17 protein-coding genes are annotated in these 25,377 nt (G+C 72.4%); 1 reads left to right on the forward strand and 16 read right to left on the reverse strand.

The annotated features are described in order from the left end of the window. Positions 1 to 60 precede the first annotated feature (60 nt). The 16 genes from asnB to J2X64_RS04905 all read right to left on the reverse strand — a co-directional run bounded on the left by asnB (position 61) and on the right by J2X64_RS04905 (position 24,691). The gene (asnB, locus tag J2X64_RS04830; protein ID WP_310150414.1) at positions 61 to 1,968 is read right to left on the reverse strand and encodes an asparagine synthase (glutamine-hydrolyzing); all 1,908 of its coding nucleotides are present in this window, start codon (positions 1,966 to 1,968) and stop codon (positions 61 to 63) included. A gap of 11 nt (positions 1,969 to 1,979) precedes the next feature. Next, positions 1,980 to 3,272 carry a glycosyltransferase family 4 protein gene (locus J2X64_RS04835; protein WP_310150417.1) on the reverse strand — a complete coding sequence of 431 codons (1,293 nt, stop codon included), beginning with the start codon at positions 3,270 to 3,272 and terminating at the stop codon, positions 1,980 to 1,982. Then, positions 3,269 to 4,588, reverse strand: a complete 1,320-nt coding sequence (locus tag J2X64_RS04840) for a nucleotide sugar dehydrogenase (protein ID WP_310150421.1) — start codon at positions 4,586 to 4,588, stop codon at positions 3,269 to 3,271. The genes J2X64_RS04835 and J2X64_RS04840 overlap by 4 nt, the downstream gene beginning before the upstream one ends. Before the next feature lie 167 nt (positions 4,589 to 4,755). After that, positions 4,756 to 6,276, reverse strand: a complete 1,521-nt coding sequence (locus tag J2X64_RS04845; RefSeq protein ID WP_310150423.1) for a lipopolysaccharide biosynthesis protein — start codon at positions 6,274 to 6,276, stop codon at positions 4,756 to 4,758. A gap of 42 nt (positions 6,277 to 6,318) precedes the next feature. Then, entirely contained in the window at positions 6,319 to 7,449 is a 1,131-nt protein-coding gene (locus tag J2X64_RS04850; RefSeq protein ID WP_310150426.1) for a DegT/DnrJ/EryC1/StrS family aminotransferase, read from the reverse strand. Further along, positions 7,449 to 8,573, reverse strand: coding sequence for a DegT/DnrJ/EryC1/StrS family aminotransferase (locus tag J2X64_RS04855; RefSeq protein WP_310150429.1), 1,125 nt, complete (start codon positions 8,571 to 8,573; stop codon positions 7,449 to 7,451). The genes J2X64_RS04850 and J2X64_RS04855 overlap by 1 nt, the downstream gene beginning before the upstream one ends. A 24-nt stretch (positions 8,574 to 8,597) precedes the next feature. After that, positions 8,598 to 9,587, reverse strand: a complete 990-nt coding sequence (locus J2X64_RS04860) for a hypothetical protein (protein ID WP_310150431.1) — start codon at positions 9,585 to 9,587, stop codon at positions 8,598 to 8,600. Then, entirely contained in the window at positions 9,584 to 10,285 is a 702-nt protein-coding gene (locus J2X64_RS04865; RefSeq protein WP_310150434.1) for a nucleotidyltransferase family protein, read from the reverse strand. Before J2X64_RS04865 ends, J2X64_RS04860 begins: the two co-directional genes overlap by 4 nt. 256 nt (positions 10,286 to 10,541) lie before the next feature. Continuing rightward, positions 10,542 to 11,609: a glycosyltransferase family A protein gene (locus tag J2X64_RS04870; protein ID WP_310150437.1), complete on the reverse strand. Its 1,068-nt coding sequence runs from the start codon at positions 11,607 to 11,609 to the stop codon at positions 10,542 to 10,544. Positions 11,610 to 11,623: 14 nt separating this feature from the next. Beyond that, positions 11,624 to 17,827: a DUF4082 domain-containing protein gene (locus tag J2X64_RS04875; protein ID WP_310150439.1), complete on the reverse strand. Its 6,204-nt coding sequence runs from the start codon at positions 17,825 to 17,827 to the stop codon at positions 11,624 to 11,626. A 150-nt stretch (positions 17,828 to 17,977) separates the two neighbouring features. After that, a complete protein-coding gene (locus J2X64_RS04880; protein ID WP_310150441.1) occupies positions 17,978 to 18,979 on the reverse strand; it encodes an NAD-dependent epimerase/dehydratase family protein in 1,002 nt (333 codons plus the stop codon). Further along, on the reverse strand, positions 18,976 to 20,073 hold the full coding sequence (locus J2X64_RS04885; RefSeq protein WP_310150443.1) for a Gfo/Idh/MocA family oxidoreductase: 1,098 nt from the start codon (positions 20,071 to 20,073) through the stop codon (positions 18,976 to 18,978). The genes J2X64_RS04880 and J2X64_RS04885 overlap by 4 nt, the downstream gene beginning before the upstream one ends. 145 nt (positions 20,074 to 20,218) lie before the next feature. Then, complete coding sequence (locus tag J2X64_RS04890) at positions 20,219 to 21,796, reverse strand: sugar transferase (RefSeq protein ID WP_310150446.1); 1,578 nt, start codon at positions 21,794 to 21,796, stop codon at positions 20,219 to 20,221. A 381-nt stretch (positions 21,797 to 22,177) separates the two neighbouring features. Beyond that, the gene (gene pth / locus J2X64_RS04895) at positions 22,178 to 22,780 is read right to left on the reverse strand and encodes an aminoacyl-tRNA hydrolase (protein ID WP_310150450.1); all 603 of its coding nucleotides are present in this window, start codon (positions 22,778 to 22,780) and stop codon (positions 22,178 to 22,180) included. Between the two features lie 87 nt (positions 22,781 to 22,867). After that, the gene (locus tag J2X64_RS04900) at positions 22,868 to 23,560 is read right to left on the reverse strand and encodes a 50S ribosomal protein L25/general stress protein Ctc (protein ID WP_310150453.1); all 693 of its coding nucleotides are present in this window, start codon (positions 23,558 to 23,560) and stop codon (positions 22,868 to 22,870) included. Positions 23,561 to 23,710: 150 nt separating this feature from the next. Next, on the reverse strand, positions 23,711 to 24,691 hold the full coding sequence (locus J2X64_RS04905; protein ID WP_310150456.1) for an EamA family transporter: 981 nt from the start codon (positions 24,689 to 24,691) through the stop codon (positions 23,711 to 23,713). Between the two features lie 72 nt (positions 24,692 to 24,763). On the opposite strand from J2X64_RS04905, the gene J2X64_RS04910 reads away from it, so the two are divergent. Beyond that, positions 24,764 to 25,315 carry a CGNR zinc finger domain-containing protein gene (locus tag J2X64_RS04910; RefSeq protein ID WP_310150459.1) on the forward strand — a complete coding sequence of 184 codons (552 nt, stop codon included), beginning with the start codon at positions 24,764 to 24,766 and terminating at the stop codon, positions 25,313 to 25,315. Positions 25,316 to 25,377 lie beyond the last annotated feature (62 nt).

The raw sequence follows: 25,377 nt of genomic DNA on the forward strand, positions 1-25,377 counted from the left end.
CGGTGCTGTTCCTGCTGTCGGTGCTGTTGCAGCTGCCGTCGCGGCCGCTGTCGGTTCCGTTCATGCGGTGGCCACCCCCGAGGCCCTCACGTTGCGGTACCAGTACTCCAGGCACAGCAGCTGCCAGATCTGCTTGGACTCGTCGCGCCGACCCGAGCGCTGGTCGTCGACCAGCCGCTGCAACGGGTCCCGGCGCAGGAAGCCGGAGCCGACGAGCTCGCCGCGCAGCAGCGTGTCGTCGACCAGCTCCCTGAGGTCGTTGCCGACCCAGGCCCGCAGCGGCACACCGAAGCTCGCCTTGGGACGGTCGATGACCTCGTCGGGGAGCCAGGCGCGGGCGGCGTCCTTGAGCGCGGCCTTCTGCACGCGCCCGCGGATCTTCTCCGGCCCTGGCACCGAGAACGCGGCCCGGAAGACCTCGATGTCGACGAACGGCACCCGCACCTCGGTCGACGCGGCCATGCTGGCGCGGTCGGTGTAGGTCAGGTTGAGCCCCACCATGAACATCCGGGCGTCAGCCAGGCACATCCGGTCGACCTGGTGCTCGAGCGCGTTGTCCTCGTACACCTCGCGGTGCCGGTCGAGGACCCGGTCGACCGTGCCGGCCAGCGCGGGGTCGACGAGGTCGACCAGCTCGTCACGGTCGTACATCGTGTAGCTGCGCCGGAACGCCTCCTCCTCCGGCAGCTCGGCGAAGGTGAGGAACCGCTGCGCCCACCGGACGGTGCGTATGCCGCGGCCACCGACCGCGACCGGCGTCGCCCGGACGAGGGGCGCGATGACGCCTGTGCGCAACGGCGCGGGCAGCCGGCGGTACCGGGCCGTGGCGAGGGTGGCGAGGTGCTTGCGGTAGCCGCCGAAGAGCTCGTCGGCGCCCATTCCGGACAGCAGCACCTTGACGCCGGCGTCGCGTGCCGCGTCGCACATGAGGAGCGTGTTGATCGCCGCCGGGTCGCCGATCGGCTCGTCGAGGATGTCGACCATCCGCGGCAGCAGGCTGACGACGTCCGGCCGGATCTCGATCTCGTGCAGGCGGATCCCGAGCGTGCGGGCCATGATGCGGGCGTACTTCGCGTCGTCCGGCATGGCCTCGAGCTTCTGGTCCTCGGCCCGGAACGCGATCGTGTACGCCTCGATGGACGGGTCCTGGCGGTGGGCCAGGGCCGTGATGATCGAGGAGTCGAGCCCGCCGCTGAGGAACGACGCGACCGGGGCGTCGGACACGAGGTGCGCCTTCACGGACTCGGCCACCACCTCCCGCAGGTCGGCCTGCGGGCCGCGCGAGGCCCGCGCGGCCTCCTCGACGACGTCCCAGAAGGCGCCGGCGGACCGCGACCCGTCGCGGTGGTAGGTGCGCCACGTCCCGGGCGGCAGCTTGGAGACGCCGCGGACGGAGTCGAACTCCTGCGGGACCCAGTAGTAGAGGGCGGAGGCGACCATCGCCTGCGGGTCGACGGTCAGCTCCCGGCCGACCGCGGCGAGGATCGCCTTGAGCTCGGAGGCGAAGACGACTCCCTCACCGCGCTCCATGACGTACAGCGGCTTGATGCCCAGCGGGTCGCGGGCGAGGGTGATCGAGCCCGTCGACGCGTCGTGGACGGCGAAGGCGAACATGCCACGCAGCCGCGCCAGCGACGCCGGCCCCCAGGCACGCCAGGCCTCCAGCACCACCTCGGTGTCCGAGCCGGTGGCGAAGCGGATGCCGTGGTGCCGCTCGAGCTCGGACCGCAGCTCGCGGTAGTTGTAGACCTCGCCGTTGTAGCTCAGCGTCAGCCCGTCCTTGGCGAACGGCTGGTCCGACGCGGTCGACAGGTCGATGATCGACAGCCTCCGGTGCCCCAGCACCACGGACGTCTCCGGGTCGACCAGCTCGAGCACGCCGCACGCGTCGGGACCGCGGTGGTCGATGCGCTCGACCATCGTGCTGACCACGACCTTGCCGTCGGGCTGCTGGTACGCCCCTGCCACACCGCACACGGCTAGGCCCCCGACCCCACCCGCGGGCGACCGGCAGCCGTCGACCGCGCCGAGCGCGCCGGCGTGGCGGAGGCGGACCGGGTCCGCCCGCTCAGGTCGTCGAACACGGCGAGGTAGCCGCCGCGCTGGTGCTCCCACGCGAGCTGGGTCTCGACCCGCTCGCGACCGTAGCGACCCATCTCGGCACGGGCCTCCGGGTCGTCGACGAGCTCGACGATGGCCCGGGCGTATGCCTCGACGTCACCGGGCTGCACGTACCGCGCGGCGTCCTGGGCGGACACGCGGGTCTCGTGCAGGTCGAAGGCCACGACCGGCAGGCCGAACGACATGTACTCCATCGTCTTGTTCATCGTGGAGACGTCGTTGAGCGGGTTGAGGGGGTCAGGCGACAGCCCGACCTCGGCGGTGGAGAAGACGGAGACGACGAAGTCGTCCGGGACCCTCCCGGGCATCTCGACGTGGTCCTCGAGGCCCAGCCGGTTGCGCTCGGCGACGAGGTCGGTCCAGCAGTCGCCACCACCCATGAGGGCGAAGCCGATGTCGGTGCGCCCCAGCCGGTTGACGACGATGTCGGCCGCCTGCAGGGCGACGTCGACCCCGTCCTGGGGGCCCATGACCCCGAGGTAGGCAACCAGGTGGTCGTGGCCGCGCCGCAGCTCCGGCTCGGGCTCGCGGGCACGGAGCTTCTCCGGGTCCGGCCCGGTGCGCACGACGGTGACCCGCTCCGGCGGCTTGCCGCCCCGTGAGGTGGCGATCGCGGCATACGACTCGTTGGTGGAGGTGACCCGGTCGGCGGTCCGGAACGTCATCCGCTCGAGGAAGAGCAGGCCGCGCAGGAACGCGCGCCGCCCGGTCGGGAAGCGCGACTCGAACAGCTCGGGGCACAGGTCGTGGTGGTCGAAGACGAAGCGCGTCCCGTCGAGGACGCGCAGGGCCCACGCCAGCGGCCAGAAGATGTCCGGGGGGTTGCAGGCCTGGACGACGGCGAACGCGCCGCTGCGCCGGGCGCGCAGGGCCAGCCGCGCGGTGGCGAGGAAGGAGTACGCGTACTCGGTGATGAAGCCCATCGCTCCCCCGCCCGGGGCGTACGGGCGGTAGGCGAGGATCCGCACTCCGTCGACGACCTGCGATGCCCCCGTCCCGTGCCCCTGCGGGCACACGACGGTCACGTCGTAGCCCGCACCGGTGAGCGTCTGGCACTCGAGCCAGACCCGGCGGTCGAAGGGCACGGGCAGGTTCTGGACGATGACCAGGACGCGGGGCCGCGCCGAGCCGCTGCCGCGCCGTCGGCTCACCAGGCCACGCCCTCGTAGGACTCCAGCGCCTCGACGTCGGCACCGAGCCGGCCGTGCAGGTCGATGACCAGCGCCGGGCGGCTCGCGGCGAGCGCCCGCAGGGCTGCCGGGTCGGAGGACGACACGAGCACGACCTCGGCGCCCTCGAGCGCCTCTTCCGGCGTCTGCGCCAGCAGCCGGTTGACGTGCGCCAGCTTGCTCTGCAGGTGGCGCAGGTTGGCGCCGACGAGCTTGTCGGGGTTGACGATCGGGTCATAGATCCGCACGTCGAGGCCCTTGCCGACGAACCGCTCGGCCACCTCGAGGTTGGGGCTCTCGCGCAGGTCGTCGGTGTCCATCTTGAAGCTGAGGCCGAGCATGCAGACGCTGCGCAGGCCGGTCTGGAGCACGCGGTCGACGACGGCCCGGACGGCGATCTCGTTGCTCACCATGGCCGAGCCGACCATCGGGATCTCGACGCCGCTGACCCGGGCGAGGCTCTGCAGGGAACGCAGGTCCTTCGGCAGGCACGACCCGCCGAAGGCGAAGCCGGGGCGCAGGTAGGACGGGGCGATGTTGAGCTTGCGGTCCTCGCAGAAGATCTCCATGACGCGACGGCTGTCGACACCGTGGGCGGCGAAGACGCGGCCCATCTCGTTGGCGAACGTGACCTTGACGGCGTGGAAGGCGTTGCAGGCGTACTTGAGAGCCTCGGCCGACGCGACGTCGACGTGGTGGATCTCTATGCCCAGGAACGCGAACAGCTCGCTCATTGCGGCGCGGGTCCGGGTGTCTGCGGTGCCGACGACGACGAACGGCGGCGCGAAGAAGTCCTCGACGCCGCAGCCCTCGCGGAGGAACTCGGGGCACATGGCCGTGCCGACCTCCCAGCCGTCCGGCAGCTCGCCGTCGAAGACCGGCGCGACGACCCCCGCGACCGTGCCCGGCGGGACCGTCGAGCGGACGACCACGGAGTGCATGCCGGATGCCGGCGGCCTGGCGACCTCCATCGCCTCGCGCAGGTCCGTCACCGCCCGCGAGATGTAGGTCAGGTCGGTGTCGCCGCGCGGCGAGGACGGCGTGCCCACGCACACGAGGGAGACGTCCGCTCCCTCGACGGCGAGCCTGGCGTCGGTGGTGGCCTGCAGCCGGCCGGCGGCAACCGCGTCGCGCACCAGCTCGTCGATGCCCGGCTCCACGACGGGGCTGCGCCCCGAGGCGATCGCGTCGACCTTCATGGTGTCGACGTCGACCCCGACGACGTGGTGGCCCCGCGACGCGAGGCCGGCGGCAGTGACCGTGCCGACGTAGCCGAGACCGAAGACAGCAACCTTCATGAGCTTTCCCCTCCCACTGGAGACTTCATCGAACCGCGCAGCAGCGCGAGGCGGGTCGTCCCGATGCGGAAGCGTGGAGTAGGCCAAATGGTGGAGGCGCCTGCCGCCGCGGACGGCCTCCCGGACCAGGCGGGTCAGGGCGCGACCAGCGCGGGGTCAGCGTGTGCTCAGGACCCGTCCAGCGGCTGCAGGCGCAGCAGGCGCACCACGGGCCGGGTCACCCTGGCCGGCACGGGCAGCAGGCCCAACGCGTCGCGCAGGACGCGGCCCCCGACGAGCCGCAGGAGCAGGACGTTGACGAGCACCGTGACGGCCCCGAGCAGGGCGAGGCCGAGCCAGACCGACGGGACCCGGGACGTCCACGTGGACACGAGCCCGCCCACGGCGAGGGTGACCGCGGTCGGCACGAGCGCCGTGACGAACGGCCGCGCGACCTGGGCGGGACGCATGCCGAGGAGCCGGCCCACGAGCACCCAGCGGGCCGCGGTGGCGACGGTGGCGACGACGAGGAAGCCGAACGCGACGCCGGGCAGGCCCCAGTGCACCGCCACCACCGTGGTGGTCAGCGTCAGGGCGTCGATGACGACGGCATACGCGAGCCACGTGCCCGGCCGGCCGAGGCCGTAGAACAGGCCGTGGTCCACCATCGCGCCGAGGGTGATGACGGCCGCCACGGACAGCGCCTGCGCGGGCACGATGCTCGCCGACCACTGGCTGCCGAAGACCAGTGGGATCGACTGCGGTGCCGTCACGGCGATGAGCACCATCAGCGGGGACACCACTCCGTACGCCACGCCCAGCGCCTTGATGTACGAGGCAGCCAGGCGCTCCGGGACCTCGCGCACCTTGGCGAAGACGACGGTCGAGACGGGCACGAGCGAGCCGGCGGCGAGGTCCTGGGCGACCTGGACGACGCGCTGACCGACGTTGAGCTGCCCCATCGCGGCCGGGCCGAGCACCACCGTCACGACGAGGCTCTCGGCCCACAGGCGTGCCGTGCCGACGAAGTCGACGCTGGACACCCGGACACCGAACGCCGCCATCTGCCGGAACTTCTGCGGGCTGAACGCCAGGCCCGGCAGCCAACGGACGCTCCACCACGCGAGCACGGCGATGACCCACTGCGTCACGACCACCTGCGACACCAGCGCCCAGACGCCGCCGCCCGACACCGCCACGACGATCGCGACCACCTGCCCCGAGATCGCGGCGACGAGGCTCTGCACGGCCACGGCGCGGAAGCGCAGGGCCCGTCGGAGCAGGGCGAGCGGGACACCGGCCAGCACCGTCGGCACCACCGACAGGATGAGCGCGCGCAGCACCGCGCCCAGCGCCTCGCTCCGGAAGGCGGTGCCCACGAGCGGGCTCGCGACCCACAGCACGCCGGACAGGACGGCACCCGCCACCACCGTCGTCCAGAACGCGGTGCTCAGGCTGCGGCGGTCGGAGTCCTCGCTCTGCAGCAGGTAGGTCGAGAACCCGACGTCCGACAGCAGGTAGATGATCGGGATGAAGGTCGAGGCGGCGGCCACGACGCCGAAGTCGCGGGGCGAGACGTGGTGCGTCAGGACGATGAGGGTCGCGAACGCGCTGAGCCGGACGAGCCACTTCTGGACCGCCAGCCACAGCACGCCGGACGCGGCCGCGCGCCCCAGGCCGACCTGCGCGGTCTTCGGCTCGACGCTCACGGCCACACCGGGCCCGGCGCGCACGGGGTCATGCCGGCACCATCACCCCTGGCGACCCATGGCCTGGCGCAGCACGTCGGCGACCCGCTCCTGCTGGCTGTGGGTGATGCCCGGGAACAGCGGCAGCGAGAGGATCTGCTGCGCTGCCCGTTCGGCCACGGGGAACCGGCCGGGGCCGTACCCGAGGTGGCCCATGGCCGGGGTCAGGTGCACCGGCGTCGGGTAGTGCACACCGGCGCCGACGCCCTCCTCCTGGAGGTGGCGCAGGACGTCGTCCCGGCGGTCGACCCGCACGACGTAGAGGTGCCAGACGTGCTCGTTGCCCGCCAGCGTCGTCGGCAGCCGCACGCCGTCCGTGTCGGCGAGCAGCTCGTCGTAGGCGGCGGCGGCCGCGCGCCGCTCGGCGTTCCACCCGCGCAGCCGCGCGAGCTTCGCCGAGAGGACCACGGCCTGGAGGGTGTCGAGCCGGGAGTTGAAGCCGACCACGGTGTGCTCGTACTTGGCCGGGCTGCCGTGGGCGCCCAGCAGCCGCACCATCGCGGCGACCTCCTCGTCGTCGGTCAGCACCGCACCGGCGTCGCCGTAGGCACCGAGGTTCTTGCCGGGGTAGAAGCTCGTGGCGGCCACGTCGCCGAAGGTCCCCGCGGCCTTCCCGTGCCGCGTCGCCCCCTGCGACTGCGCACCGTCCTCGACGACGCGTACGCCGCGCTGCGCCAGCGCCGCGGGCAGCTGCTCGAAGGGCGCGACCTGGCCGAAGAGGTCGACGGGCACGACGGCTCGGGTGCGAGCGGTCAGGGCCGCCTCCGCCGCGGCGGGGTCGAGCAGGAGCGCGTCGTCGTCGACGTCGGCGAAGACGGGCGTGCCACCGGCACGCAGCACGGCCTCGGCCGTGGCGATGAAGGTGTTGGCCGGCAGGACGACCTCGTCGCCGGGGCCGACCCCCACCGCGCGCATCGCGAGCTCCAGGGCGTCGGTGCCGTTCCCCACGCCCACGCACGCACGGGCGCCGGTGAACTCGGCATACGCGCGCTCGAAGGCGCCCACCGCCTTGCCGCCGATGAAGTCGCCGGTCGAGAGCACCTCGGCGAAGCCCTGGGCGACCTCCTCCGCCACCTGCGCATGCTGCACCGACAGGTCGACCAGGGGCACCCCGGCCCGCTGCTCGGCGCCCATCAGGCTGCCCTCAGCCCGGCCGCGCCGCGGACGCAGTCGACGACGTGGTGCTGCTCGGCCTCGGTCATCGTGTGGAACATCGGCAGGATGAGCGTGGAGTCGGTGAGCCGTTCGGTCACGGTGAGGTCCCCCCTCGGGTGGTCGGAGTACGCGGGCTGTCGGTGGGCGGCCATGATCCCGGCGCGGGCCGAGACGCCCCGGTCGGCGAGCTGGGCCAGGAGGTCGTTGCGGGACAACGGGAAACCGGGCTCCAGCTCGACCCAGAACGACTGGAAGTTCGAGGTGCCCCACTCGGGGTCGCACACGCTGCGCAGGCCGGGGACGTCGGCGAGCATCGCCCGGTAGCCCTCGGCGAGCTCGCGCCGGCGGGCGACCATGGCGTCGAGCTTGCCGAGCTGGACCAGGCCGACCGCCGCCTGGATGTCGGTCATCCGGAAGTTGAAGCCCACCTCGAGGTACTGCTCGAGCACGGGCTGCCTGCTGGCGTGGCGGGCAGCGGCGCTGACGCTCATGCCGTGCTCCCGCTGCCGGCGGGCGCGCCCGGCGAGCTGGGCGTCGGTGGTCGTGAGCATGCCGCCCTCACCCGTGGTGAGCAGCTTGCGCGGGTGGAACGACCAGGCCGCCAGGTCGGAGGACACTCCCACGGGCTGCCCGCGGTAGGTCGACCCCGCGGCGCAGGCGGCGTCCTCGACGAGGGCGATCCCCCGGGCGTCGCACAGCTCGCGCAGGGGCTGGACGTCGGCCGGCATCCCGCCCTGGTCGACGACCACCACCGCCTTCGTGCGGTCGGTCAGGACCGCCTCGACGGTGCGGACGCTGAGGTTGCCGTCGAGCGCCTCGACGTCGGCGAACACCGGCTCGGCGCCGACGTAGCGGACGCAGTTCGCGGTGGCGATGAAGGAGAACGACGGCACGACGACCTCGTCACCCGGCCCCACGCCGAGCAGGTGCAGGGCGAGGTGGAGGGCCGTCGTGCACGACGACACCGCCACACCCTCGGCCACGCCGACCCTGGCGGCGAAGGCCGACTCGAACTCGGCGACCCGCGGCCCCTGGGCCAGCCAGCCGGAGGCGACGACGTCCGCGGCGGCCCTGGCCTCCGCGTCGTCGAGCCACGGTCTCATCACGGGGATCATGCAGTACGCACCTCAGCTCCAGATGTCTCGGTGGACGTTCAGGACCACGCGGGACCCGAACGGGTCGATCTTGATGGGAAGCTCCTTCATGGCGGCCAGGCGCTCGCGCACCGCGCGCTGGCGCTCCAGCGGGCAGACGACGAGCAGGAACCCGCCACCCCCCGCGCCGGTCACCTTGGCGCCCGTCGCGCCGCCGGCGAGGGCGGACTCGACCGCCTCGTCGATCTGGCTGTTGGACACCCCCGAGGCGAGCTCGCGCTTGGCGGCCCAGCTCTTGTTGAGCGCCACGCCGAGCGCGTCGACGTCGCCCTCGCGCAGGCCGGCGGAGGCCTCGGCCGCGAGCTCGCGCAGCTGCACGAGCTGGGTGATCCGGTCGCCGATGTTCGCCTTCTGCTCGCCGAGGATGTTGTCGGCCTTGCGGGTCGTGCCCGTGTAGAACAGCAGCAGCTCGTCCTGCACCTGGCGGCGGACCGGGGACGCGAGGTCGAGCTGGTCCACCACGACGCGGTCGCCGGGGCCGAAGTGCAGGTCGCAGATCCCGCCGTACGCGGCGGCGTACTGGTCCTGCTTGCCGATCGGCTTGCGGCAGCGGTCGATCTCGATCGCGCAGGCCCGGTCGGCGAGCTCCTCGGCCGTCACCTGCCGGCCCTTGTAGGCGAAGAGCGCGTGCAGCAGGCCCACGGTCACCGCGGACGACGAGCCGAGCCCCGAGCCGGCGGAGGGGATGTCGGCCAGCGTGGTGATCTCGACACCGCCCCGGACGCCGGTCATGTGCATCGCCTCGCGCACCAGCTCGTGCTGGAGGTCCTCGACGCGGGAGACGACCTCCTTGGACGAGTAGTTGACGTAGACGTCGTCGTCGAACCGCTGCTTGACGACCACGTAGACGTACTTGTCGATGGCCGCGTTGAGGACCCGACCGCCGTGCTCGCGGTAGAAGTCGGGCAGGTCCGTGCCGCCCCCCACGAGGCCGACCCGCAACGGGGTCTGCGTGATGATCATGCGCTCGCCCTCGCTCCCCACTCGGCCCGCGCGCGCTCCAGCGCCTGCGGCGTGCCGATGTCCAGGAACCAGCTATCCCCGATCGAGACCGCCCGCGCACGGCCGACCAGCCGCGGCAGCAGGTCGAAGCCCACGTCCCGTGGCAGGGAGTCGGGGATCTCGTCCAGGACCTCGGGACCGAACGCGTACATCCCCGCGTTGGCGAGGTCGCTGCGCGGTGCCGCAGGCTTCTCCACGAAACCGACCACGCGGCCGTCGACCACCTCGAGGATCCCGCACTCCGACGGCCGGGGCGTCCGGAAGACCGTCAGGGTCGCCACGGCTCCCCCCTCGCGGTGGGCGTCCACCAGCACGCGCAGGTCGAAGTCGGTGAGGTTGTCGGCGTTGAGGACGAGGAACATGTCCTCGCCGTCGAGGAAGTCCCTGTTGCGCAGCAGGGTGCCGGCGCTGCCGAGGAGCACCGGCTCGTGGGCGAGGTGGACCAGCGGGCCCGTGGCGCGGCCCGCGACGTGGTCGGCGACCTGGTCGGCGAGGTGGTGTGTGTTCACCAGCACCTCGTCGACGCCCGCGGCCGCCAGCGCGTCGAGCCAGGTGTCCAGGAGCGTGCGGCCCCCGACCTCGACGAGGCACTTGGGGACGGCGTCGGTGACCGGGCGCAGGCGGGTCCCCAGCCCCGCCGCGAGCAGTACGGCCTTCATGCTCCGGTCCCCTCTCCTGGCATCGGGCGTGCCCGGCCCGGCCGGGCCGCGTCCCCCGTGCCCACCAGCTCCCTTTAGCGGTGGACGCGGCAATCCTTCCGCCGTGACGCGCAGGACACCTCAGCCATTTGCTGAAGGCCGGAGGGGGCCGACGGCATGAGGCGCGTCCGTGCCGTGGCCGTCACTCGGAGCCCCGGGGGCGACGGGACGGGCGCGTCTGCGCGCCGACCGGGGCCGCGTCAGGGCCGCGGCCGTCCTAGTAGCCGCGGTAGGTCCAGGCCCGGCGCCGCGCCCACCAGCGACCCCGCTCACGCGCCATGAAGGCGACGTCGCGGGGCCCGAGCCGGTGACCGCCCTCCAGGGTCCGGTAGAGGGGGAACCGCTTGACCTCCGGCCAGCACTCGGCGGCGAACGCGAGCAGCTCGTTCCGGTCCTCGGCCGTGCCGGTCCCGGTGCTGCGCAGCAACAGCCGCCCCGGGGCCGACCGGGTGAGTGCGCTCCGGTCGTACTCGCGACCGGCGGTCCACAAGGCCTCCCGGGCGAGCTGGCGGTGCACGGTCGTCGACAGGTTCCGCACCCCGGAGAGCCGGTGCCCGTAGCGCTCCAGCACCTGCTCGAAGACGGCTCTGCGCTGCACGAGGTCGGCCAGCGGGTCCACGCCCGTGCTCATGTTGGTGCCGTGCCGGCGGTGGAGGGCCTGGTCCACGCCGCGGAGGAACCCGACGTCGGCGTGCGCCGCGAACCGCATGAACAGCTCCATGTCCGCGGCCTTGGGCAGGTTCGGGTCGTAGCCGCCGAGGCGGTGCTGCAGCGAGGTCCGGGCCACGACCTCGGGGGTGACGATCGGGTTCTCCGCCTGGCGGAAGCGGTGCTCCAGCCACTCCCTTCCCCGGATGACGGACTCGCCCCGCAGATGCGTGCGTGCCGGGGGCGTCGGGACACCGTCGGTGAACCACGCCGCCCTGCCGTAGACGAAGCCGACCTCGGGGTGGGCGTCCAGCAGGTTGCAGGCCCGGCGCAGCGACCCGGGCGTGGCCAGGTCGTCGGCCGACAGCAACGTGCAGTAGTCCCCGTCCGCCCACTCCATCAGGCCCTCGTTGAAGGTCGCGATGTTGCCCTTGTTCTCCCGGTGCAGCAGCACCTCGACCCGCGGCTCGCGGGCGGCGATCCGGGCGGCGACCTCCGCGCTGTCGTCCGGCGACGCGTCGTCGATGATCAGGACGCGGACGTCGACCCCCGGCTGGTCCTCGAGGACGCTGGCCACCGCGTCCTCGAGGAACCGGCCGTACGCGTAGCACGGGATGACGACGCTGACCGAGCTCATACCCCTGTCCCCTCTCACCCGGTGCTGAAGACGATGTCGACCCAGTAGTTCGTCGACTTGAACGAGTTGTTCGGGAACGTACTGCTGGAGCCGTAGGCGTAGACGCCGTTCCCACCGCTCGCACCGTTCTTCAGCGCGTGCAGGGGCGGGTTGTCCACCCCGGCCGAGTTGAAGTACTGGCTGTCCTGGGCGTAGCGGCCGATGGGTGCGAAGTACGACGCGACGTACACCGTGCCCGCGCTGACGGCGACGGGTGTCGCGAAGCTCACCTGCTGCCACCCCGAGGCGGTCTCGCCGCTGAAGGTGGCGGAGGCCAGCTTCGTGCCGGTCGAGCTCCACAGGTTGCCGACGTGGGTCCCGGTGTTGGTGGAGCCCTTGTAGAAGCGGATGCCGGTGACGAAGCCGCTCACGTCCGACTTGAACTTCACGCCCACCTCGACCGAGGAGGTGTCGGTGCTGCTCGCCGTCCCCGGGGTCGCCGTGGCGGCCCAGATGGTGCAGGCGGTGCAGGTCACCGACTTCGGCGTGACCGCGTTCGAGGCGGTCGACGCCGGCCCGGTGCCGACCGAGTTCGTCGCCGTGACCGTGAACGTGTACGTCGTGCCGTTCGTCAGGCCCGTGACCGTGGCCGTGGTGGCGGGCGGGTTGCCGGTCACCGTGGTCGGGGTCTGGGCGGTCGTGCCCACGTACGGCGTGACCGCGTAGCTCGTGATCGCGCTGCCACCGTTGGACGGAACACCCCAGGTCACCACCGCGCTCGCGTTGCCGGCCGTGGCCGTCACGCCCGTGGGGGCACCCGGGGCCGTGGCCGCCGCGTTGCTGAAGACGGCGTCGACCCAGTAGTTCGAGGCGTTGAACGAGTTGGTCGGGAAGGTGCTCGTGCTGCCGTAGGCGTACACGCCGTTCCCGCCGCTCGTGCCGTCCTTGAGGGCGTGCAGCGGTGGGCTGTCCACCGCCGAGCCGAAGTACCCGGAGTCGGCGGCGTAGTGGCCGACGGGCGCCAGGTAGGACACCACGTAGACGGTCCCGGCGGTGATCGTGACCGGCGTGGAGAAGTACGCCTGCTGCCAGCCGGAGGCGGTCTCGGAGGCGAACGTCGCCGACGCCAGCCTGGTCCCCGTGGAGCTCCACAGGCTGCCCACGTGGGTGCCCGTGTTGGCGGTGCTCTTCCAGAACCGGACGCCGGTCACGGTGCCGCCCACGTCGGACGTGAACTTCACCCCGAGCTCGACCGAGGACGTGTCGCCCGAGTCGCCGTTCGTCGGCGTGGCGGAGCTCGACCAGATCGTGCAGGCGCTGCACGTCACCGGCGCGGGCGTCACGCTGTTCGAGGCGGTCGAGGCCGGGCTCGTGCCGACGGAGTTCGTGGCCGTGACCTTGAAGGTGTATGCCGTCCCGTTGGTCAGGCCGCTCACCGTGGCCGACGTCTGCGGCGGGCTGCCGCTCACCGTGGTCGCCGTCTGCGCCGTGGTCCCGACGTACGGCGTGACCGTGTACGAGGTGATGGGGCTGCCGCCGTCCGCGGGCGCCGCCCACGTCACGGTGGCGCTCGAGTCACCGGCCGTCGCCGTCACACCGGTGGGTGCGGACGGTGCGCTGGTGGCGGTCGTCGTGCTGAAGACGACGTCCACCCAGTAGTTCGACGAGTTGTAGGTGTTCGACGGGAAGGTGCTCGACCCGGCGTACGCGTACACGCCGTTCCCGCCGCTCGTCCCGTCCTTGAGCGCGTGCAGCGGTGCGTTGTCCACGGCCGCCGTGAAGTAGCCGCCGTCCAGGGCGTAGCCGCCCGCGGGGGCGAAGTACGACGCGACGTAGACGGTCCCGGCGGTGACGGCCACGGGGCTGGAGAAGCTGACCTGCTGCCAGCCCGAGGCGCTCTCGCCGGTGAAGGTGGCCGAGGCCAGCTTCGTGCCCGTCGACGACCACAGCGAGCCGACGTGCGTTCCGGTGTTTCCGGAGCCCTTGTAGAAGCGCACGCCGGAGACGTAGCCGGACACGTCGGATGTGAACTTGACGCCCAGCTCGACCGACGAGGTGTCGGTGACGCTGGCGGTCGCCGGAGTCGTCGTCGACGGCCAGATGGTGCACGGGGTGCAGCTCGTCGGCGCCGCCGGGGTCACCGTGTTCGAGGGCAGCGAGTCCGCGCTGGTGCCGACGGAGTTCGTCGCCGTGACCGTGAAGGTGTACGCGGTCCCGTTGGTGAGCCCGGTGACCGTCGCGGTCGTCGCCGGCGGGGTGCCGGTGACCACGGTGGCCGCGAGAGTGGTGCTCCCCGCGTGCGGTGTCACGGTGTATGCCGTGATGGCGCTGCCGCCGTCCGCGGGCGCGGTCCAGCTGACGGTCGCCGAGGCGTTGCCCGCCGTCGCCGTCACGCCCGTGGGCGCGCTCGGGACGGTGTTGCTGCTGGGCGTCACCGGGGCCGACGCTGCCGAGGCCGGTCCGGTCCCGACGGCGTTGGTGGCCGTCACCGTGAACGTGTACGTCGTGCCGTTGGTCAGGCCGGAGACCGTGCCACCGGTGGCGGGCGGGGTGCCGGTCACCGTGGTGGTGGCCTGCGCCGTCGTGCCGACCCAGGGCGTGATCGTGTACTGGGTGATCTGGCTCCCGCCGTCGGACGGCGCGGTCCAGGTGAGGCTCGCCGAGCCGTTGCCCGCCGTTGCCACGACGTTCGTGGGTGCCGCCGGAGCCGTCGGGGGCTGGGGCGTGACGGCAGGTGAGGCCGCCGACTGCGGACCGGTTCCGAGCGCGTTGGTCGCCGACACCTTGAACGTGTACGTCGTCCCGTTGCTGAGCCCGGTCACCGTCGCCGTCGTCGCCGGAGGCGTGCCGCTGACGGTGGTGGGCGTGAGCGCGGTCGTGCCGACGTACGGCGTGACGGTGTAGCTCGTGATCGGGCTGCCGCCGTCCGCCGGGGCGGTCCACGACACCGTCGCGGTCCCGTTCCCGGCCGTGGCGCCCACGCCGGTCGGCGCCCCGGGCACGGTCGCCGTGACCGTCGCGAACACCGGGTCGACGTAGTAGCCCTCGGAGTTGAACGTGTTGGTGGGGAAGGTCATCGACGAGCTGTAGATGTACACGCCGTTGCCGCCGCTGACGCCGTCACGCAGGGCGTGCAGTGGTGGGTTGTCCACGCCGGAGGCGGCGAAGTACCCGGTGTCCGCGGCGTAGTGACCGGCCGGGGCGAAGAGCACGGCGACGTAGACCGTGCCCGCCGTGATCGAGACGGGCGTCGAGAAGTTGACCTGCTGCCAGCCCGACGCCGTCTCGCTGGTGAAGGTCGCCGAGGCCAGCCTGGTGCCGGAGAGGGTGTAGAGGCCGCCGACGTGCGTGCCGGTGCCGGTCGGGCCCTTGTAGAACCGGAGGCCCTTGACCTGCCCGTTCACGTCGGAGGTGAACTTGGTGCCGAGGGAGATCGAGCCGGTGTCGCCCTCGTCGAGGGTGTTGGGCACGGTCGTCGGCGTCCAGATCGTGCACGGGTTGCAGACCACGGGCGAGGGCGTCACCGCGTTGGAGGCTGCGGACGCGGGTCCGGTGCCGACCGCGTTCGTCGCCGAGACGGTGAACGTGTACGTCGTGCCGTTGGTGAGGCCCTGGATCGTGGAACTCGCGTCGGCGGAGCCGCCCGGGACCGTCGTCGGGGTCTGGGCGGTCGTGCCGACGTACGGGGTCACGGTGTAGGACGTGATCGCGCTGCCACCGTCCGACGGGATGGTCCACGTCACCTGGGCGGAGGCGTTGCCCGGCGTGGCCGTGACGCCCGTGGGCGCGCCCGGTGCGTTCGCCGGACCGGTGTTCGGCGTGAACATCACGTCGACCCAGTAGTTGGTCGCGGTCGCCCCTGCCGTGGGGAAGCCGGCGCCGCTGCGGGACAGCCCGTTGAGCGTCCCGTTGACGTTGCGCAGGGCGTGCAGCGGCGGGCTGTCGACGGTGCTGTATGTGTACGGGCTGGGTGACGGGTTCGGGTAGAAGTACGCGTCGTCGCGCGACGTGTGCCCGACGGGGGCGTAGTACGAGGCCACGTAGACGCTGTTCGCATTGACCTGGACCGGCGAGGAGAAGGTCACCTGCTGCCAGCCGGTCGAGCTCTCGTTCGTGAAGGTGGCGGAGGCGAGCTTCGTCCCCGACGACGTCCACAGGCTGCCGACGTGGGTGCCCGTGTTCGTGCTCGCCTTGTAGAAGCGCACGCCGGTGACGTAGCCGGACACGTCCGACTTGAACTGCACGCCGACCTCGGTGGCTGTGGCGCTGCCGGAGTCCGTCTTGGTGGGCGTCGCACCGGTGCCCCAGATGGAGCACGTGCAGCCGACGTTGAGGACGACACCGGGCTTCGGCGTCTCGAGGTTGCCGCTGTCGTCGACGGCCCGCGAGCGCAGCGTCGTGCTGGGGCTCCCGTGCGCGTTCCAGGTGTAGGACCAGCTCGTCGTGCCCGTCGCCGGGTGCCAGGTGGCGCCGTTGTCGGTGGACACCTCGACACCCGCGACGACACCACCGGTGTCGCTGGCCGTGCCGCTGATGGTCACCTTGCCACCGTCACCGACGGTGGTGGAGGGGGCCGGGGAGGTGATGGTCGAGGTCGGTGCCGTCGTGTCGGTCGACGCGGTCGCGGCGACCAGGCCGGTCAGCAGGGCCCACGGCTGCGCCCCCATGTCGGCCAGCAGGTTGACCGTGGCCTGGCGCATGTTGCGGTCCGGCGTCAGCGTCGGGTCGCCGAGCCCCCAGGACCACTGCACCGTGCCGGCGCCGAAGACCAGGGCGCCGCTGCTCGCCCGGTAGAGGGTCATGTTGTGGGTCGCGGTCCCGGGGTTCTGCAGGCTGCTGCCGTAGTCGGTGAAGATCTCCGCGCTCGTCGACGTGGTGGAGGAGAGCCGGAACGCCCCGGCCGGCCGGAACCCGTTGTCGGAGTCGGCGTCCCACTCGTAGCCGAGGGTGCCCAGCCCGGACCCCAAGGTGGTGGTCTGGCCGCTCGTCAGGTTGGCGACGTCCGTGTTCCGCCAGAAGCGCAGCTTGGAGTACGTCGACGGCACCCTGATGTCGGTGGTGCCCGAGTTGACCAGGAACAGCTGGCCGGTGAGGGCGTTCTGGGGACGTCCGCCGTTGGCCGGCGGGCTGAACCGCGGGTCCTCCCAGGTGCCGGTCCACTCGACCGGGTCCACCTGGCCGTCGTAGTGGGTGTCCTTGTAGCAGACGAGGGTCCGGCTCGGGGTGTTCGTCCCGTCGTAGCTCGGCTCGAAGCGCGTCTTCCAGAACACCTCGTTGCCCGAGAAGAACGCCAGGTTCACGCCCGCGTCACGGGCGGCCTCGACGTTGGCACGTTGGACGCCCGACCAGTACTCGTCGTGGCCGGTGGACATGAAGACCTTGTGGTTCTGGATCAGGGTGCGGGCGCCGGTCGTCGACATGTCGACCCCGGTCGTGTACGACACGTCGTACCCGTTCGCCTCTAGGAAGCGGATCATCGGGTACTCGCTGTACATCAGCCAGCTCCGGCCGCCCTGGTCGTCCTCGGCCGTGTGGAAGGGCCGGTTGTACGACACCTTCGAGGCGCCCTTGTAGACCGCCGGGCTGCCCGGCGGGCAGTTGCCGAGGGTGCACTGGTACAGGCTGTTGCCGTTGCCACCGGACGTCGAGGTCCCGCCATAGGTGTTGTACGCCTGCCACGTCTCGTCGGACGTCTGGAACAGGATGTCGGAGTGGCTCGAGTCGTTGCGGACGATGAAGACGACGTGGCTCGATCCCTTGCCGTCGTCCCGGATGAGGTGGGCGATGTACACACCGGAGACGGCGGTGCTGGGCACCGACCAGGACGCCGACACGGCCCAGTTGCCGCAGTCGAACATGCCGGTGCCGTCCTGGATGGTGAGGCAGTTCGGCTGGCTCTGCGGCTGCGCGGCGGAGGGCGCCAGCCCGGCCACGAGCTTGCGGGCGCCGTTGCCCTGGTAGTAGCCCATCCGCAGGATGTCGAAGTGGTATGCGTACGCGGACTTCACCTTGAACTGCACGGTGTCGCCCGGCTGCACGCTCATCTGCGTCGCGTATCCCTGGATCGCGGGGTCGCCGACCCCGGTGATCTGCCAGTCGGAGGTCGGGGTCCCGGTCTTGCTGTTCTCGCACGCGATGGCGTTGACGACGGGCGGCCCGCACGGGTCCGCCGCGGACGCCGACGTGGCGCCCACGAGCTGCAGCGGCGCGAGGATGGTCGCGGCGGCCGCGACGGCCACGGCGAGGGCGAGGCGGCTGAGACGGCCACGGCCCGCAGAGCCTCCCGAGGGTCCAGGGGATGCTGACGACGCGCTCATCGGTGGGACCTTCCGACAGGGTGGGACGACGGCTGACCGGTGGTCAGCCGTGGTGGACGACGTTGTGGGGGCTCACGAGGCCCCGGCCTTCAGGGCACGCCCCGCGGCGACCTCCGCGCGCTGCGGACGCCACCAGGCGACGAGCTCGCGGAGCCCGTCCTCGAGACCGACCTCGGCGGTGAAACCCAGGTCCTGGCGGGCGGCGGTCGTGTCGGCCAGGCGGCGCGTGACGCCGTTGACCGCGCGGTCCGGGCCGTGCTCGACGGACAGCTCGGAGTCCATGGCGCGCAGCAGCGCCTCGGCGAGGCCGAGCAGGCTCGTCTCGGTGCCGCTGGCGATGTTGTAGACGCCGTCGACGACGTCGCTGCTCGCGGCCAGGAGGTTGGCGCGGGCGATGTCGCGGGTGAAGACGAAGTCCATCGTCTGCCGGCCGTCGCCGAAGATGAGCGGCGGCTCGCCGTCGGCGATCCGCTCCATCCAGCGCACGAGCACCTCGGTGTAGAGCCCGTGCACGTCCATCCGCGGGCCGTAGACGTTGAAGTAGCGCAGCCCCACGTGGTTCAGCCCGTACATCGCCCGGAAGCTGCGGGCCATGCCCTCGTTGAAGGACTTGGCCGCGCCGTAGAAGGTGTCGTTGTTGTGGTGGTGGTGCCGCTCCCCCGTCGGGAACTCCTCGGCCAGTCCGTAGACCGATGCCGACGAGGCGTACACGAGCTTGTCCACCTTCGAGCGGGCGCACGCCTCGAGCACCGTGAAGGTGCCGTCGACGAGCACCTCGAGGGCGAGCCGGGGCTCCTCGGCGCACTGGGTGATCCGGATCGCCGCCTGGTGGAACACCAGGTCCTTGCCGCGGGTCACGTCGTGGACCAGGTCGCGGTCGCGCAGGTCGCCCTCGACGAGCGTGACCCGGCCGCTGCCGAGCGCGTCGGCGAGGTTCTCCCTTCGTCCACGGACGAGGTTGTCCAGGACGTCGACGTGGGCGACGCCCGCGTCGAGCAGCTGGTCGACGATGGTCGACCCGATCGTCCCCGCGCCCCCGGTCACCAGGACCGTGGCACCCTCGAGCGCGGTCATCGGCCGGCTCCGGCCGCCACGAGGCCGCCCTGCGCGGGCAGCCCGGCCCGGCCGAACGGCATACCGACCGCGGCCATGGCGCCGGCACGGCGCTGGCTCTCCGTCGCCGCCTCGAGCACCGACAGCACGCGCAGGCCGGCCCACCCGTCGGTTGCGGGGGCACGGCCCTCGGTGATGGCAGCCGCGAACTCCGCCGCCATGAGCCCCAGGGCCTCCCGCTCGGGGAGCGCCGGGGCGTGCATGTCGCCCAGCCGGTAGTTGACGTTGACGAGCCGCTTCTCGGCGGTGTCGGCGCCGTCGGACGTGAGGTCGAGGTCGACGCCGCGGTCGTAGACGGACAGCCGCTGCTGCGGGTTGAGGTCGTCCCAGACCACGGTGCGCCGGCTGCCGCCGATGACCATGTGCCGGATCTTGGTGGGGCTGAGCCAGTTCACGTGCACGTTGGCGATGGCGCCGCCGGGCAGCGGCATCGTCAGGTAGCCCAGGCAGGAGTGGCCGTTGCCGATCGGGTCGGCACCGCGCGCGGAGACCTCCAGCGGCGACAGGCCACCCGGGAGGACGAAGTCGAGGATGGACAGGTCGTGCGGGGCGAGGTCCCAGAAGACGTCGACGTCGGACCGCACGAGCCCGAGGTTGATCCGCACCGAGTCCACGAAGAGGATGTCGCCCAGCTCGCCGCCCTGCACGAGCGCCCGCAGGTGCTGGACCGCGGGCGTGTAGCAGTAGGTGTGGTCGCACATGAGGACCAGGCCGAGCTCCTCGGCCCGCGCGACCATCCGCTCGGCGTCGGCCCGGCTGGACGCGATCGGCTTCTCGACCAGGACGTGCTTGCCCGCCTCGAGCGCGGCCAGCGCGATCGCGCAGTGCGTGTCGGCCGGCGTGGCCACGGCCACGGCGTCGACGTCGTCCCGGGCGAGCAGCGCCTCGAGCGAGGTCGCGATGTCGACCGTGCTGCGCGGGCCGAGGACCGCCGCCGCACGCTGGGCGTCGAGGTCACAGAGGGCGACGACCTCCCAGTCCGGGCTGGACCCGAAGTTCCGGACCAGGTTCGGACCCCAGTACCCCGCCCCCACCACGGCCACGCGCAAGCTCATCGGACATCCCCTCTCGGCAGGGCCCCCACGGCCCCTCTGACGGGAATCGTCGCCGTCACGCCAGACCCGCGCCTCGGCTCTTTGCGGTAGGGCCGCGGTGCACCATCTGCACGGTGCGGACCGGCCGCCGCCGACGGTCCGGGCATCAGTAGGCCCCGGTGCCGCGCACGACGGCCCGAGCCGTGCGGAACAGGATCTGCAGGTCCAGCACCATCGACCAGTTGTCGACGTACCAGAGGTCGAGGCGCAGCGACTCGTCCCACGACAGGTTGCTGCGACCGCTGACCTGCCACAGCCCCGTGAGGCCGGGACGCACCCTCAGCCGGCGCACCGCGTCGGGCTCGTAGGCGTCGACCTCGCGCTGGAGGGCGGGCCTGGGACCCACGAGCGACATCTGCCCGGCGAGGACGTTGAGCAGCTGCGGGAGCTCGTCCAGGGAGTACCGGCGCAGCAGCCTGCCGACGCGGGTGACCCGTGGGTCGTCCTTCATCTTGAACATGACGTCGTTGCCGGCGTCCCGCTGGAGGGCGGCCAGCCGCTCCTCCGCGTCCACGCACATGGTGCGGAACTTGAGCATGGAGAAGGACTCACCCTTCGCGCCGACCCTGTTCTGCCGGAACAGGATCGGGCCCGGCGAGTCCAGGCGGATCGCCAGCGCGATCGTGAGCCCGACGGGCAGCGCGACCAGCAGCAGCAAGGCCGTCAGCAGGCGCTCCATGGCCCCCTTGAGGACCCGCCGCGCACCCGACATGACGGGCCGCTCGACGTGCAGCAGCGGCATACCCGCCGTCGGACGGATGGACAGCCGCGGGCCGGCGACACCGAGCAGCCCCGCCGAGACCACGAGGTCCACCTCGCGCTCCTCCAGGGACCATGCGAGCCGGCGCAGCTCGGGGCCGTGCAGGTCCGGGTCGCTGGACACCGCCACCACCTCGGCGTCGAACAGGTCGACCGCCGACATGGCCTCCTCGGGATACCCGAACACGGGCACGCCGTTGACCTCGGACGGGACGTCGCCGGAGAGGTCGAGCCCGGAGACGCAGGCCGCGACGACGCGCAGGCCCTGCTCGGGGGCGCGCTGGATCTCGGCGATCATGGGGGCCACCGACCGGGCGTTGCCGATGATGACGGTGGCCTGCGTCTCGGCGCCCGCGCGGCGACGGCGGCCGAGGTCGCTGCGCAGCACGCGGCGCGAGGTCAGGCCGAGGACGACCAGCATGGGTGCGGCGACCAGCGGGATGGCGCGGGGCACGTCGAGCTTCAGCCCGTAGGAGACCAGGCCTGCTGCGGCCACGAGGTAGCAGGCCGTGCGCACGACGGCGCGGTACTCCTCGGGTGCGGTCCCGACGTAGCGCCCCTCGTAGCCGTGGCTGAGCGCGAGCGCCCCGACCCACAGCAGCGGCATGACGACCGCCGCGACGGCGGTGCGCGTCAGCGACCACCCCGGGAACGCGAGCAGGCCCGTCACGACACCCGTGAGGACGGACACCACCAGGTCGCCGGCCACCGCGCGGCGACGGTACGCGTCGGCCCACGTGGCACGCCGCCTCGCTGCCGTCCGGGTGCTCTCCCCGACCCGTGCCGGCGACGTGAGCCCGGCGAGGATGCGGCGCCGCGTGCGCTCCGCCGCCTCGCCCGAGTGCGCGCGGGCCCGGTGGGTCCCGACGTAGGCCTGAGCGGAGAACCGTCCCTCTGCTCGGCCCGTCCCTGCGATCTCTGCCATCTCCTGCTCCCCCACGACACTGAAGTGCGTCGCACGCTAGCCCCGGCACGACGTGCCGGACACCCCTCGACGACGGTCATTCGTCGTGCTGGAAAAGGTTATGTCGCAATGGAATTCGGGAACTACTCCCCGGACCCGATGACGGAGTGGACCTCTCGACTACACCACTCGGCGGACCCGTCTCAGCCGTGTGGTGGAGACGCGGGACGACGGGACGACGCAACCGGGGAGCAGCACCACCAAACGCAGGGAACGGTCCCCCGGCGGCTCGGCAGGGTCTCCCGGCGCAGGCTCGTGACCACGTCGGAAAAATGGTCACTGACTAGTCACTGACCATGGTCGGGCGCCGAAATCGGCACACTCGACGCCGACCGGGACGGCTCAGGCGGGGCTGTGGAACTTCTGCTGGGCGACCACGAGGCCCTGGGTCACGAGCAGCTCGACGGCATCCGCCGCGTCGCCCACGAGGAACGGCAGCTCCTTGCGCTCGGTCGCCGAGAAGTCGCGCAGCACGAAGTCGGCCGGGTCCATCCGGCCCGGCGGCCGGCCGATGCCGACCCGCACCCGCAGGTAGTCCTTGGTGCCGAGGGCGGAGGAGATCGACCGCAGCCCGTTGTGGCCGCCCTCGCCGCCGCCCTGCTTGAGCCGGACGTCGCCGGCCGGGATGTCGAGCTCGTCGTGCACGACGACGAGGTGGTCCGGCTCGACCGAGAAGAACTTCATCAGCGCCTTGACCGGGCCGCCGGACTCGTTCATGTACGAGGACGGCACCGCGATGACCGCTCGCGGGCCGGGAGCCCCGCCCGCCAGCGTGCCGACGCGCACCGTCGTCGCCGAGGCCCGCGCCTTGTGGCTCGTGAGCCGGGACGACCCGCGCGACGCCAGCTCGTCGACCACCATCGCGCCGACGTTGTGCCGGTTGCCGGCATACCGCGGCCCGGGGTTCCCGAGGCCCACCACCAGCCACACGTCGTCGTCACCCACGGGCCGCAAGTATGCCGGACACCCGGTACGACGGAAGGCCGGGCCCCCGTGGTGGGGACCCGGCCTTCCGGTGGTGCTGTGGGAGCGTCAGCCCTCGGTGGACTCGCCCTCGGCCTCGGCGGCGCCGCCCTCGGCAGCCTCGCCCTCGCCCTCGGCGGCCTCGGCAGCCTCGCCGGCCTCCTCGTGCTCGATGCCGGCCTCGGCCTCGGCCTCGGCGAGCTCGGCCTCGAGGGCCTCGGCGGAGACCTGCTGGGTCACGTTGACGACCAGGGTCTCGCCGTCGACCGCGAGGGTCGCACCCTCGGGCAGCGGGACCTCGGAGGCCTTGACCTGGGTGCCGGCCTCGAGGCCCTCGACCGAGACGACGACGTTCTCGGGGATGTGGGTCGCCTCGACCTCGAGCTGCAGGGTCTGGGCGTCGACGGTGACGACGGTCTCCGGGGCGGCCTCGCCCTCGACGTGGACGGGGACGTCGACGACGACCTTCTCACCACGGCGGACGATGACGAGGTCGACGTGCTCGATGACCGGCTTGATGGCGTCGCGCTGGACGTCCTTGGCCAGGGCCAGCTGCTCCTCGCCGTCGATGACGATGGTCAGCACCGCGTTGGCGACCTTGAGGGCCAGCATGGTGTCGTGGCCGGGGAGGGTGATGTGCACCGGCTCGGCACCGTGGCCGTACATGACCGCGGGGATCTTGTGGTCGCGGCGGATCTTGCGGGCGGCGCCCTTGCCGAACTGCGTGCGCTTCTCGGCGACGAGCTTGCTGATCTGGGACACGGGGAACTCCTGTGGATCGGGGACTCGCGGATGCGGTGGGCCTCGACGCGGGGCGCAGCACGGAGGCTCCACCGCGTCGATCACGGACGGCGACGGCGGGCCACCCTGGACCGGCCGTGCTGTGTCCCTCGCCGAGGCAACCCGGAGAGTCTAGGCGACGCCCGTGGGGAGAGGGAAATCCGCCTCCGCGTCGGCTGCGACGGCCGCACGCCGCTGCGCCCGGCGGACCTCGCCGGCACGGACCGCCACCACCCCGAGCAGGATGAGCACCCCGCCGCCGAGCTGCATGGCCCCCGGGAGCTCGGCCAGCAGCACCCAGGCGAACAGCACCGCGAAGAGTACCTCCGTCAGGCCCACGAAGGACGCGACCGTGGACCCCAGGCTGCGGGCCGCGACGATGCCGAGCAGGTATGCCGCGGCCGCCGCCACGAGCGCCAGCTCGCCGATGGCGACCCACCAGGGGAGCTCGCTGCCGCGCAGCACCACGTCGGAGGCGACGAAGCGCATCGGCAGCACGCCGACCAGCCCCAGCACGCCCAGCACCACCGCGCCGGCGACCATGCCGAGGCCGGCGAGGGCGACGGGCGGCAGGCCGGAGTCGTGGGCCGCGAGGACGAAGTAGGTGGCGAGGCCGGTGGCCGCGAGCAGGCCCCAGACGACACCCACGAGGTCGGGACGGCTCTGTCCCGACAGGTCGAGCACGAGCGCCAGGCCCAGCACGGCGAGCACCACGCCGGCCCCGGTCAGTGCACCGGGGGCGCGGCGCGTCCGCAGCCAGACCCAGAGCACCACGAGGACGACGCCGAGGTACTCGAGCAGGAGCGCGACCCCCACGTCGAGCCGCTGCACGGCATAGAAGTAGGTCACCTGGCAACCGGCAACGGCCACCGCCCCGTAGGCGAGGACGGCCCCGGCGTTGCGGCGCAGCAGGTGCCAGCGGCCGCGCATCGCGAGCGCCGTGGGGACGGCCAGCGCGAGGGCGGCTCCCGCCACGCGGAGCAGCACGACGGCACCGGAGCTCCAGCCCTCGACGAGCAGCGACTTGGCGAACGGCCCGCTGGTGCCGAAGGTCGCGGCCGAGGCGAGGGCGAACCACAGCCCCACGCCGGTGCCGGGTGCGCGCTGGCTCATCGGTTCGCTCCTGTCAGGGGTCAAAACGTCGTATGCTCATGACGCTAGCGAGCCCGCTCGTCAGGAGTCAAGATGCTTTTCGCCCATGACACCGAGGTCGCGCTTCGCGGGGCGGCGGCACTGGTCAACACGGCGGCCACCCTGCCGACCGACCACGACGACCTCACCACGGTGGACGACCTCGACGCCTTCGTCCGCGAGTGGGGCTGGACCGGTTCCCGCGCGGGCGACCGCGGCGAGCTCGACGACGTGCGGGCGCTGCGGCCGCGGCTGCGGGCGCTGTGGACCGTCGACACCGACGAGGCCGTGACCATCGTCAACGAGCTGCTCGCCGAGGCCGGGGCCCTCCCCCAGCTGGTCCGTCACGACGAGTGGTCCTGGCACCTGCACGCCACCCCGCCCGAGGCCCCGCTGGCCACCCGCATGGCCGTCGAGGCGGCGATGGCGATGGTCGACGTCATCCGCGCCGACGAGCTCGACCGGCTGCGGGTCTGCGCCGCCGACGACTGCGAGGACGTGGTCGTCGACCTCAGCCGCAACCGGTCCAAGCGCTACTGCGACGGGACGTGCGGCAACCGCGCCAACGTCGCGGCATACCGCGCCCGCCGCGCCGGCACCGCCTGACGCGCCCCCGCGCGCTCCCGCACCGCCAGCCCTCCGCACGAACCCCTGCTGAGACTGCACGA

Origin of the sequence: Phycicoccus sp. 3266 (assembly GCF_031456495.1) — a bacterium.
Lineage (GTDB): Bacteria > Actinomycetota > Actinomycetes > Actinomycetales > Dermatophilaceae > Pedococcus.